General features: G+C 67.8%; 13 protein-coding genes. 12 read left to right on the forward strand and 1 reads right to left on the reverse strand.

Going from position 1 to position 12,210, the window contains the following annotated elements:
* Positions 1-59: 59 nt before the first annotated feature.
* From KEC57_RS06500 to KEC57_RS06555, 12 genes are all read left to right on the forward strand, one after another.
* Entirely contained in the window at positions 60-614 is a 555-nt protein-coding gene (locus tag KEC57_RS06500) for a phage tail tube protein (protein ID WP_229383762.1), read from the forward strand.
* Positions 614-811, forward strand: a complete 198-nt coding sequence (locus KEC57_RS06505) for a hypothetical protein (protein WP_229383763.1) — start codon at positions 614-616, stop codon at positions 809-811. The genes KEC57_RS06500 and KEC57_RS06505 overlap by 1 nt, the downstream gene beginning before the upstream one ends.
* Before the next feature lie 87 nt (positions 812-898).
* Complete coding sequence (locus KEC57_RS06510) at positions 899-1,270, forward strand: hypothetical protein (RefSeq protein ID WP_229383764.1); 372 nt, start codon at positions 899-901, stop codon at positions 1,268-1,270.
* On the forward strand, positions 1,267-1,671 hold the full coding sequence (locus tag KEC57_RS06515; protein WP_229383765.1) for a hypothetical protein: 405 nt from the start codon (positions 1,267-1,269) through the stop codon (positions 1,669-1,671). Before KEC57_RS06510 ends, KEC57_RS06515 begins: the two co-directional genes overlap by 4 nt.
* Positions 1,672-1,685: 14 nt before the next feature.
* The gene (locus KEC57_RS06520) at positions 1,686-4,424 is read left to right on the forward strand and encodes a tape measure protein (RefSeq protein WP_229383766.1); all 2,739 of its coding nucleotides are present in this window, start codon (positions 1,686-1,688) and stop codon (positions 4,422-4,424) included.
* On the forward strand, positions 4,424-5,341 hold the full coding sequence (locus KEC57_RS06525; RefSeq protein ID WP_229383767.1) for a phage tail family protein: 918 nt from the start codon (positions 4,424-4,426) through the stop codon (positions 5,339-5,341). The genes KEC57_RS06520 and KEC57_RS06525 overlap by 1 nt, the downstream gene beginning before the upstream one ends.
* 11 nt (positions 5,342-5,352) lie before the next feature.
* A complete protein-coding gene (locus tag KEC57_RS06530; RefSeq protein WP_229383768.1) occupies positions 5,353-6,420 on the forward strand; it encodes a Gp37-like protein in 1,068 nt (355 codons plus the stop codon).
* 3 nt (positions 6,421-6,423) lie between these two features.
* Positions 6,424-7,836 (forward strand): hypothetical protein, encoded by a 1,413-nt coding sequence (locus tag KEC57_RS06535; protein WP_229383769.1) that lies wholly within the window; start codon positions 6,424-6,426, stop codon positions 7,834-7,836.
* On the forward strand, positions 7,833-8,615 hold the full coding sequence (locus KEC57_RS06540; RefSeq protein ID WP_229383770.1) for a hypothetical protein: 783 nt from the start codon (positions 7,833-7,835) through the stop codon (positions 8,613-8,615). The genes KEC57_RS06535 and KEC57_RS06540 overlap by 4 nt, the downstream gene beginning before the upstream one ends.
* 43 nt (positions 8,616-8,658) lie before the next feature.
* Positions 8,659-9,042 carry a hypothetical protein gene (locus KEC57_RS06545; protein ID WP_229383771.1) on the forward strand — a complete coding sequence of 128 codons (384 nt, stop codon included), beginning with the start codon at positions 8,659-8,661 and terminating at the stop codon, positions 9,040-9,042.
* A gap of 5 nt (positions 9,043-9,047) precedes the next feature.
* Positions 9,048-9,482, forward strand: a complete 435-nt coding sequence (locus KEC57_RS06550) for a hypothetical protein (protein ID WP_229383772.1) — start codon at positions 9,048-9,050, stop codon at positions 9,480-9,482.
* A 2-nt stretch (positions 9,483-9,484) separates the two neighbouring features.
* Positions 9,485-11,908, forward strand: coding sequence for an Ig-like domain-containing protein (locus KEC57_RS06555; protein ID WP_229383773.1), 2,424 nt, complete (start codon positions 9,485-9,487; stop codon positions 11,906-11,908).
* A 62-nt stretch (positions 11,909-11,970) separates the two neighbouring features.
* Here the strand turns inward: KEC57_RS06555 and KEC57_RS06560 are convergent, their stop codons facing one another.
* Entirely contained in the window at positions 11,971-12,201 is a 231-nt protein-coding gene (locus tag KEC57_RS06560; protein ID WP_229383774.1) for a hypothetical protein, read from the reverse strand.
* Positions 12,202-12,210: the final 9 nt, after the last annotated feature.

Below are 12,210 nucleotides of genomic sequence, written 5' to 3' on the forward strand. Positions count from 1 at the left end.
GGCGAGGTGTCGGGGGCCATCGCCGGTCATGCCCGGCTCCACACGAAAGAGACACACACATGACCGTGAACGCAGAGCTCGCCCGCATCTACGGCGGGGATGCCGATGCCATCCACCTTGCCCCGTTCGGGACCACGCTGCCCACGACCATCACCGGCGCGCTCGACGAGGCGTTCGAGGACGTCGGGTGGCTGCACTCCGACGGTGTCACCGAGCAGCTCACCGGCTCGGTGAACAAGACCCGTGGCCACCAGGGGCAGGCAGTCGTCCGCACCCGGGTCAGCGAGTCCGGAACAACTCTCACGTTCCACGCGCTCGAAACCAAGGCGCAGACGCAGTCGCTGCGCTACCACGAGAAGTCGGTCGCTGTCGCTGCCGGCGTCCGCACCGTCACTCGCGGTCCCGGCCAGCGCGTCGCCGTCCGCACCGCCGTCATCGACTTCTTCGACGCCGACGACGACGACGTGCAGGAGCGTCTCATCATCCCGCGCTTCGAGATCGTGCAGAACGGCGATCGTGTCTACGGCGGCACCGACATCGCAGGCTTCCCGTTCCTCGGCGAGATCATCGGCGACTACACGCACCTGTCGACCGACGTCGAAGGCGCCGCCTGATGGCCGCGAGGAAGCCGGCCAAGCGGGCGGCTGACTTCGACCGCAGCGCTCCGCACCGACTCGACCAGTTCGGGCGCCCGCACGCGCTCAGCGCCGCCGAAGCCGAGGCGATCGCCCAGCCCAGGGCGAACCTGCCGGCGCTGCCCGTCGAGGCGAAGCGTCCGGCCGCGCCGCCGGCCATCGAGGCCGCCGAGTAGCACCAGACCGGTGGGCGGAGTCACCTCCGACGGCTCCGCCCACCTCACACCAAACCCGCAGTCGGAGATCAGTCGGAGGAGACAACCATGGCCAACGTGCCAGCAGGGGCGAAGACCCCCGAAGACCACAAGCCGAAGACCGCGAAGCCGGAGAAGATCACCGTCACCGTCGGTGAGGGCGACGACGCGCGCGAGCTGCCCGCGCTGCGCGTCACCGTGCACGACATCGAGGTCACCGTGCTTGAGGAAGCGCTGAACGACTTCGAGGTGCTCGATCAGTCTGCGCAGCTGCAGGATCGCAACGCGGCTGCGTTCCCGCGGCTGCTGCGGCTGCTGGTCGGCGACGATGACTGGCGCCGCATCCTCGACGAGCTGCGCGGCGTGAACGGCCGCGTCGCTGTCGAAGACGGTGTCGCGTTCGTTTCCGACCTGATGCAGGCACTGAACCCAAACTCGTGAGCCTGGTGGGCGCCCTCGTCGAGCACGAGGGTGCCCTCCGGGCATCTCTGCAAGCGGTGTACGGACTCCGGCTGCGTCCGGGTGGCCGCACCGAACCCGCACGGACCCTGTCTGAGCTCACTGACCTCGTTGCAGGGCTGCCGCCCGGGTGCGCGCTGTGGCGTGCGGCCGGCGGCGCGGTCGCCCTCACCGATGAGTCGATGCTGCTGCGCGAAGCGATCTACCGGCTCGAGGTTCTCGACTGGCACGCCCACAACCCAAAGGGCGCTCAGCCGAAGCGGATCGAGCTGCCCAAGCCCGCCCATGAGGCGCGTGCCGAGGAAGCGAAGCAGAACGCCAAGGCCGAGGCGTACGCGCGACGGCAGGCACGACGCGCGGCCCGCGAGGCGGACACCGGGTAAAGGAGGAGGCGGGAATGGCGAACCCTTTCGAGATCGCGAAAGCGTACGTCGCCCTGTCCGTGAGGATGCGGGGCGTCCAGCGTGACATCGAGGTGGAGCTCGGCAAAGCGGACGTCGCCGGTGTCGGCGACGACCTGGGCAAGCGGACCGGCCGCGGATTCTCGACGGGGTTCGCGGCCGTCGCCGGTGCTGTCGGCGGCATCGTCGCAACCATCGCACAGAACGCGCTGCAGTCGATCGGCGACGTCGTCGGTGAGGCGCGGATCGCCTCCGACGCGACGCAGAAGTTCGCGCAGACGCTCGGCTTCGCAGGCGTCGACGACAGGGCCATCAAGACGCTGTCGAAGTCGACTCGCGCGTACGCGGACCAGACCGTGTACGACCTGACCACGATCCAGAACACCACCGCGCAGCTCGCATCGAACGGGATCAAGGACTACGACCAGCTCGCCGAGGCGGGCGGCAACCTGAACGCCGTGGCCGGCGGCAACGCCGAGACGTTCAAGTCCGTGGGCATGGTCCTCACCCAGACCGCCGGTCAGGGGAAGCTGACGACGGAGAACTGGAACCAGCTCGCCGACGCGATCCCGGGTGCGTCCGGGAAGCTGCAGGAGGCGCTGCAGCAGGCCGGTGCGTACACCGGCAACTTCCGTGACGCGATGGAAAAGGGCGAGATCTCCGCAGAGGAGTTCAACGCGGCGATCATGACGCTCGGGAACCAGCCGATCGCTGTCGAGGCCGCGAAGTCCGTCGAGACGATGGAAGGCTCGTGGGGCAACCTGCAGGCCACGATCGTCGGCGGCCTGTCCGATGTGATCACGTGGGCGAAGCCGGCGCTGACCGGGTTCGTGAACGGCTTCGCGGAGGTCTTCAAGGGCCTGTTCGCGACCGTCGGGGAGGTCGGCAACTTCGTCCGCGACAACATGACGTGGATCGGTCCGCTCGCGGTCGGCATCGGTGCGATCGCCGCGGCATGGCTGGTGTGGAACGGGTCGATAGCCGCCTGGCAGACCATCACCAAGATCGGTATCGCGGTGCAGGCGGCGTTCAACGCCGTCATGGCTGTCAACCCGATCACGCTCGTCATCATGGCGATCGTCGGCCTGGTCGCCGCGCTGGTGTGGTTCTTCACCCAGACCGAGCTCGGTCAGCAGGTGTGGCAGAACGTCACGACCGCTATCGCCGCCGCGGTGACCTGGCTGTGGGAGTCCGTGCTGCAGCCGGTGTTCACCGCCATCGGCGTCGTGTTCACCTGGATCTACGAGAACATCATCCTGCCCATCGGCACCCTGATCGTGAACTACTTCCGGTTCTGGGGCGCGATCGCGCTCTGGCTGTGGGGCAACGTGCTGCAACCGGTATTCGCGGCCATCGGTGCCGTCTTCCAGTGGGTATGGCGCAGCGTCGTCGAGCCGATCGTCGGCTACATCACGCTCGCGCTGCAGGGCCTTGGTGTCGTGTTCCGCTGGCTGTACGACAACATCGTCAAGCCGGTATGGGACGGGATCGCGTCGGCGATCGCGGTCGCATGGTCGTGGATCGATCAGAACGTGTTCACGCCGTTCAAGTTCGGTATCGATCTGATCGGGCAGGCGTTCGAGAAAGTCGCGGACGGGATCGGCATCGCCTGGGCTGGCATCAAGCAGGCCGCGGCCGTGCCGATCAACTTCGTGCTGGACACGGTATGGAACAACGGTCTTCGCTCGTTCTGGAACGACCTGGTCGACGGGCTCGGGCTCGATGACATGAAGCTGCCGAAAGCGTCCCTCGTGAAGTTCGCGAACGGTGGTGTGCTGCCCGGCTGGACGCCGGGCCGTGACGTGCACCGGTTCTTCTCGCCGACCGCCGGCTACCTGGACCTCTCCGGTGGTGAGGCGATCATGCGGCCCGAGTTCACCCGCGCCGTCGGCGGGCAGGCTGGTGTCGACGCGCTCAATGCGGCCGCACGCCGCGGGCAGATCGGCGACGGTTTCGGCGACATCGCCGGCGACGTGTGGGAGAACGTGCAGAGGGCCGCGGCGGTGGCATGGGAGTTCCTCTCCAACCCCGCCGCCGCGATCCAGAAGCACGTCATCGACGGCATCATCCGCCCGCTGACGGCCGACCAGAACGTGTTCGGGCAGGCGGTCGGCGGTCTCGCCGCGAACACCGTGAAGGGCATGGCCGACCTGTTCAAGGCGGCCGCACCACCCGCCCCTGGCGGCAAGGGCATGGGCTGGGAAGCGATGTGGGACATCGTCCGGGGGCGGTTCCCGGACGCCACGCTCAACTCGGCGCTGCGCCCCGGCGCGGTCACCGTCAACGGCGGCCGGTCGTATCACTCGCTCGGCCGCGCGATCGACCTGCCGCCGCAGATGGAGATCTTCAACTGGCTGAAGACTGCCTTCCCGAACAGCTCCGAGCTGATCTACTCGCCCGCCGGCGCCCGACAGCTGCTCAACGGCAAGGAGCACCTCTGGGACGGTGCGGTGCGCGCACAGCACTTCAACCACGTCCACTGGGCGATGGCCAACGGCGGTGTGGTCCCGAAGCTGTACGACCAGGGCGGGTGGATCCCGCACGGCGGGATGGCTCTCAACCTGTCCGGCCGGCCGGAGGCGGTACTCACCCCGGACGAGTCGCAAGCGTTGAAGAACGGTACCGGCGCAGCGCTGGTGATCGAGGGGGACGTGCACGTGCGTGACCTCGACGAGCTGTTCCAGAAGGCGGAGACGTCGAAGCGGCGGGCGTACGCCCGGGCGGGAGTGTTCTGATGGTCCTTGTTTTCGCGTCGCCCCCGGTGCCCCCTGACGGGTCGCCGGGGGCGTTCCAGCCGCTCGAGTACGAGTGGGTGGCGTGGAACGGGGACACCTACTCGCTCTCCGACTGGACGTCGGGCATCGTGCTCGACAACCGCGGTGTGGAGGGCTTGCACTTCCCGCAGATCACGAAGTTCTCGTCGACGTCGCACGTCGTGCCCGGCAAGCGGCTGCGGGGGTGGCGTGCGGAGGCACGGACCGTGTTCTGGCCGATTCAGATCTGGTCGGATGCCGGGTCGGTCGAGTGGCTCGACCGCGCGCTACGCTTCTTCGCCACGCTCCACCCGTTGCGGGAGGGACGGTGGCGCGTCGGCGCGAACGGTCAGTGGCGTGAGCTGGCGCTGACGGGCGTGTTCGACGAGTCGCACGCGTACCTGATGGACCCGATGCTGGAAGGCTGGGCGCCGTTCGCGGTGAAGCTCGAGGCGGCGCACCCGTTCTGGACCGGCAAGCCCGTGAAAGCGGGCCCGTGGGGGCTCAGCGATGGTGTGGACTTCATCGACCCGGGCGGTGCGCCCAGCTTCCACGTCTCCGCGGCCGCGTCGTTCTCATCCGCCGCGATCACGAACCCCGGCGACGTCGACGCATACCCGATCTGGACGCTGGTGGGGCCGCTGCCGACCGTGTCGGTCGGGATCGGTGGACGGGTGATCGACGTGCCGTTCTCGGTCGCGGATGGTGAGACGCTGCGGATCGACACCGACCCGCGCAACGTGACCGCGACGCTCGACGGAGCGGACGTGACCGCGGACCTCGGCTTCCAGCAGTTCGCGCCGATCCCGCCCGGCGCCCAAGCGAGCTTGGACATCGTCACATCCGGTGCCGGCGCGGTGTCGATCGAGCTGACACCGCTGTACCTCCGGGCATTCTGAGGGGAGCCGTAGTGCTGCAGTTCGTGCTCCTCGACAAGACGTCGACGTTCATCCGACTGATCACCCCGAACACCTCGCACGTCGAGCTGCTGTGGGACGCGGTCTCGTTCGCCGAGCTCGAGTTCGACGACGACGACCCGATCTGGGCGGCCGTCGCCGACGGCGCCCGGGTCCGGGCGCTGTTCGACGGGCAGCCGGTGATGTGCGGGCCCGTCATCACCCGCCGGGGCAACGCCCCGATGGGGTCCTCCACAATGCTCGTCGAGGACGACTTCCGGATGTTCCGGAGCCTCGGCTGGCCGAACCCGGCCAGCCCGCTCACCGCGCAGACGTCCGAGTATCGGCGCTACAGCGGGCCGACGGAGACGATCGTGAAGACCGCTTGCCAGGAACTGTCTGACCGGCTGGGCCTGGGCTGGACGATCACCCCGACCCTGGGTCGCGGGACGTCGCAGCGGATCGAGCTGCGCATGCACCCGCTGGTGGACAAGTTCACGGTGCCGCTGAAAGCGGACCGGCTGACATGGACCATCTCCGACGGCGTCGTCGACGTCGTCGATGGCGACACGTTCCCCCGCGTGCTCACCCCGGACAGTGGCGTTCTCGGCAACTACCGGTGGGAGATCAGCTACCCGGAGGCAACCCGCGTCGTCGTCGGCGGCGAAGGAGAGGGCACCGACCGGCTGTTCCAGCAATTCATCGACACCACCCGAGAAGCCCACTGGGGATCCGTCGTCGACGTGTTCAAAGACTCCCGGATGGCTCAGGGCATCACCGACCTGTCCACGGACGGCGCGGAGGCCCTCGCTGAGGGCGCCCCGAAGGTGTCGGTGTCCACCGACCTGATCGAGAACTCGTGGTTCCGGTTCGGGCGGTATCACGTCGGTGACAAGGTCGCCGTGAACATCGGCCCGATCGACACGGTCGAGGTGATCACGCGCGTGGTCATGGACGACGGACCCGCGGACGGGCTCGTGGTCGTCCCTCATCTGGGGGAGGCGGCCGATACGCCCGACGACAAGACCGCGGCCGCGATCGCGAGCCTCGCCAGAGGTGTCAGAGACCAGGAGAAGAGGTAGGCCATGTCCATCACGTCCCGAGGCTACGAGGGGACCATCGATTACGAGGACTGGGCGCTGCTGACGTCGCACCTGGGCGTGCAGTACTCGGTGTTCGGTGCGGATTCGTTCGCCGTGACCGCCGGTGCTGGGACCCGTGAGGTGGTGGTGCGCGCAGGCCGCGCAGCCGGGCAGGGCATCCTCGACATCTCCGACGCTGACATCACACTGACCGGCGCCGCGGTGACATCGGGGAACCGGTGGGACATGGTCGTGCTCCGACGCGACTGGGCCGCGGGCGCGACCAGCGTCGTGCTGGTGCAGGGCGGGTCTATCAAGGCGATCCCCACCCGGTCGACGGACGTGGGCGTGGAAGACGATCAGCCGTTGTTTCTGGCACGGTTCGCGGCGGGGCAGCCGACCGTACAGGAACTCGTCGACGTGCGCGTATGGAAGGGCGACGGGGGACTGGTCGCGAAGGACCTGCTGGTCCGCGACTACCTGCAGGCCATCGGGTCTACCGTGCGGGTGGGCAGCTCGACGTGGGGGCTCGGGTTCAGCGGCCTCGACATCCCGCAGTGGACGCTCGTGTCTGGCACCTGGGATTCCATCCAGGGGAAGCCGGGCGCGTTCGCCCCGACGTCTCACATTCACGACATCGTCGACGTCCGCCAGGACGGCCAGCCGATCTTCACGCACTACCTGCCGAACACCTACGCGGCGAAGGGGCACAGCCACAACCTGCAAGACCTCGGCGGGAATCTTCCCCTCCTCAAGGGAGGCACGGGCGTCGCCAACCTCGCTGATCTGCGCTGGATCCTCGGGCTCCGCGGGTGGGACGTAGGCAACCCGATCTCGATCAGTGCGGGCGGAACCGGCGCGACGACTGCAGCGCAAGCCCGCTCGAACCTCGGTGCATCCGCGGTCGGGCACACCCACATCGTGAATGAGATCAATAGCGGCACCTGGGATCGGGTGGTCAACACCGCGCAGCCGATCACGACCACGAACCACGTGTATGTGCCGAACAGCTCCGCCGCGGTGTCGTCCTACACGATCGCGTACATCAACAGCGACGGCCGCTTGTCGCGCGGCGCATCCTCGGAACGGTACAAGGATGAAATCACTCTGGTGGAGGCGGCGGCACTCGGGGCAATCTTCCCCGACCTGTACGAGTTCGTGATGAAAGGCGACCGGGGCCAGATGCCCCGCATCGGGTGGATCGCGGAACGGCTCAACGAGTCCGACGATCTGCGGCGGTTCGTTGTCTACGCCCGTGAGGTGGAGACCGACGACGACGGCAATGTGACCGGCGCGCACCTCGCGCTCGACGAGCACGGGGACCCGATCCCCGAATCGATCGACTTCATCTCGCTGCTCATCGCACAAGTCGCACAACTCCACGTCCGCGTCGCCGCACTGGAAGCACGAGCATGAGCCCGCTGGACGTCATCGAGATCCCGGGATACCCCGGCTGGTACGCACGGCGGTGCGCGGTCGAGGCGTGGCAGCGGGCAGGCTCCCCGCCCCTCGTGTCGGCTGGGCGGCTCTACGGCGTCCAGAAGGACCTGTACGACCGTTGGCGGGCCGGTGAGCCGGGGTACAACCCGGCTGACAATCCCGACGACGAAACACAGCGCCTCGCGCATGTGCGGTTCGTCGCGTTCGACCTGAAGAACCCTGCTCGCGACCGTGCGGCGATGATCCGGGAAGGGTTCGTCTTCCCGTACGGATACGAGCCGTGGCATGGCGAGCTTCCGAACGTGCGCAGCTATGCGATCGTCCGCTCGATCCCCACAACCGCATCGACATCGGTCGAGGCGCTGACCACTACGACGGAGGAAGACCCCATGTTCACCATCTATCGGCGCGGCGGCTCGATCCGAGTCGTCGGCAACGATCGTGATTTCCGTATTGGTGGGGCGCTTACCGTCCTGACCGGTGTCGACGGGACGGAGACGCTTGACGTGCTCGCGAAGGGCGCGAAGGTCGTGGATCTCGATGACCGTCAGTGGGATGTGACGATGGTCACTCTCGACGCGACCGCCGGTAAGCCGGTCGCGTCGCTTGACGACACCGTCATCGGGAAGCTCGTCGACGCGATCATCGCGAAGCTGCCCGCAGCCGCCGGTGCAGCGACACCGGCGGATGTCCGGGCTGCTGTCGCGGATGCGTTCGGTGGTCTGGTGCTGAAGGCTGAACGGCCCGCGTCGTGACATGCATCACGTGGGCGGTGCCACTGCTAAACGGGGGCCGTTAATGCCGGACTGGCAGCGCCTGTTCGGCGACACGACCGTCGTCCAGGCGCTCCTCTGGATCGCGGCGGCCGGGGCCCTGATCGTCGTCGTCGTGAAGCTGTGGCCGTTCGTACGCAACGCGGTCGCGATCGTCGACGCGCTCGTGTTGCTCCCGGCGCTCGTGAAGCAGGTCGAATCGATGAGGGCCCAGGTCGACGGCATCCACCACGAGACGCACAAGAACGACGGCTCATCCATCAAGGACGCAGTCGGGCGGGTCGAGGAAGGCGTCGCCGGGTTGCACGGCCGTATGGATGACGTCGACCGGCAACTGGTCACCCTCGCGCGCGAAGACGAAGCCCTGTGGGCCGAACTCGACAACACCAACGACTCCGAGGAGGAGTGATCATCATGAAGACCCTCGCTAACTGGTTCACTGACGGCCGCCGTCAGGCGTTGCAGGCTGCGCTTGCGACGCTGCTGCCTGTCGTCGCGTACTTCGGGTGGGTGACGACATCGCAAGCTGACGCGTTGCTGTCGGTCTCCCAGGTCCTGCTGCAGCTCATACAGGGCGTTATCGGGCTCGCACTGCTTCGCCCGTCGGCCGCGGCACGCTGGCTGTCGACGCTCGGCCGCGGCATCCTCTACGCACTCGCCGGTGTCGTCGGCCCGCTCGGCGTCGCGTTCCGGTGGTGGGGCGACGATACAGCCGCGGGGATCCTGACGATCACGGGCCTCGCGTTGACCGCGTTCGCTGCGTTCGTGCAGGTCGTCAACGTTCAGACCGTCGACGTCCAGTTCATCCCCGGTGTGTCCCTGCGCGCCGATCTCGACAAGGAGGACTGAGCATGGCCATTCAGGATCAGTACGACGCGCCGGTCGCGTTCAACCCCACCGGAGGCGTCGACGGGGGCGGGGCGCTCGAGTCCGGCGCCGAGTTCCAGGTCTTCCTCCCGACCGATGTCGCGTTCTCGACACCGCTGCCCGTGACGGACCCGGTATCGGGCGCCGCGATCAGCCCGTTGCGATCGTCCAGCATCGGCGTACTCCCGGACTTCAAGGTCGCGGGAGATCCGACCGAGGTGGTGCTCAAGTCGGGCACGTTCGTGACCAGGCTGCAGTCGCGTTACGGGATCTTCGTCGAAGCGGGCTGGGACGCCGGCCTGGCAGCCCAGGCGATGGACGCTGCCACCGTCGCTGCGGATGCCCGCGACGCGGCGATCGCGGCGAAGGAAGCAGCCGAGGCCGCCGGCGGAAATCGTCGCACCTGGGCGCAGGCATTCGCCGCGCCGGCTCTCGGCGACACCCCGACCATCAGCGTCGGGACGGCTCTGCCCGCCGGGACGCTCACACCACCGAGCGGCGGCGACACGGACGCCGCATACCGGTACAACGGCGGACCGAGCGTGACGGTGATCGACGCGAACTGGGTCGGCCCCGCCGCACCCCAGGCGGGCGCTTCCTATCTGCTGCACCCGGAGTTCGTCACCGACCGTGGCAACACCGAGTTCTGGATCAAGGTGGAGTCGTCCTCGACCACGCTCGGCATCCGTCTGGTGATCGACGGCCGCTGGCACTCGCTCGACCTTGACCGGTTCGCGGTTGCCAGCGCGACCACACAGTACGTGCACGTGACGTTCCCGACAGGGAAGGCCCGGTTCATCCGGGTCGAGCTCCTCGGGATCGGGAAGTTCGGTGGGGTCATCGTCCCCGCCGGTCAGGCGGTCACTCGCCCACAGCAGCCGATCCGGTTTGCGCTCACGTTCGTGTGGGACTCGTTCGGAGACGGCGCCGGCGACCCGGCCGACACCACCTCCAGACTGGAGACAGCACCGAACTTCCTCGCACACCTGCTCGGTGCCGATCGGTTCATCAACGTGTCGATCGCGGGCACCGGCTGGGACCCGGACGAGGCGAACAACTTCACGCAGCGTTTCCCGTTCGCCGCGGCCACGCACCCGCACGTGATGTGCATCCCTGCCTCCCGCAACGACGACAACGCGAACGACGTGTACACCGCGGCGCTCCCCGGGCTTGCGGTGCTGGCGGATGTGCCGCTGGTCTACACGTTCTCCTCGCCGCTGGTCTCGTTCGCCGCCGTGTCCGCGGCAGTACGTGATGCCGCGATCGCGAACGGCCGACCGTACCGGGACATTCAAGGATCGAACACGGGACTGATCTCGGACGGCATTCACCCGAGCTTCGCCAGCCACCAGGCGATCGCCGCCGCGATGTACGCACAGATCGACGTGAACGAGGTCGGGCAAGCCCTCGCCAGCATCCGCCAGGACTCCGTCGGGATCACCCTCGAAGCGGCGCCCACTGGCTACCAGGAGCAGGGCGAGGACGTCGTGCTGACGGCGACACTGAGCCCCGCGGTCGCCGGCACCGTGCAATTCCGCTCCAACGGTGCAGTCATCGGCACCGCGACCGCGGTCGCGGGGGAAGCCACGTTCACCACAGACGCGCTCGCTCTGGGCGCGCACTCCCTCACTGCCCGGTTCGTCCCGGCCGACTCGTACTCGTACAAGCCGAGCACGTCGACCGCGGCGACGGTCACGATCCTGGCTGAGTTCCTGACGGACATCATCCTGACGAACCTGCTCGCGGAGATCACCGTCACGGCGATCTCCGGGCTGGCGGACGGGGCAGCGGTCACGTCGCTCACCCCGCCCCGAGGCTCACGGGTCGAAGCACTGTTGCAGGCCACCGGCAGCCTGCAGCCGGTGAAGGTCGCGGCCGACTCGCACGGGCACGCGTCGATCCGGTTCCAAGCGGACCGGCTCGACGCACCCGACTGGGCCACCGCGACCGCCGCCGGGACGCCGCTGACGTTCTACACGGTGCATCGCATGGTGTCGCTCGGCTCGGGCCGTCAGGACGTGTTCCGTGGCGGCGCGACAGGCACGGCCGTCGCCTACGGGCACCAGTCGTCCACCGGGGCATACCTCACCGCCACGTCGGCGCTCGCCACCCCGGCGGGCCAGCCGAACGGTGGCGACACCGGCTGGCAGGTAACCGCGGTCACGTTCGACAGCAACTTCGGCACAATCCACCAGAACGTCATCGGATCGCCCGTCTCGGTAGCAGTAACGACGGCGACAGCAACGCTCGACGGCATCGGGCTCGGTCAATTCGGTGGCGGCACCACCGGCTACGACGCGCGGATCAGCGCTGTTTACGCCTACTCGGGCAAGCACACTGCCGAGCAGATCACCGCGATGATGCTCTACCTGTCAGACCTATGGGACGTCCCCCTCGACGTCGCATAGAGCCAACCGCGCACGAATGCCCCCTCTCCCGATTACCGGGAGAGGGGGCATTCGTGCGTGCATCAGTCGTCGTTTGGTGGGGGGAGGAGGCTGCGAAATGCCGCGCGTCGCCGAAAATAGCGCGCCGTGAGGATGCCGACTCCGATCAACAGCGCGAGCATCCCCCACAGGAATTCGTCCCCCAATGAACCGGGGAAGAACAGCAGTGCGGCCCCGCCGCCCAGAAAGAGAAGGCCGACGAAGAACAGGGTGTCTATGGGCGGCTCCGGCGTCCGTGACCCGTTGCTACTCATGGCCTCAGC

Source organism: Microbacterium allomyrinae (genome assembly GCF_020682705.1).
In the GTDB taxonomy this organism is placed as follows: Bacteria; Actinomycetota; Actinomycetes; order Actinomycetales; family Microbacteriaceae; genus Microbacterium; species Microbacterium allomyrinae.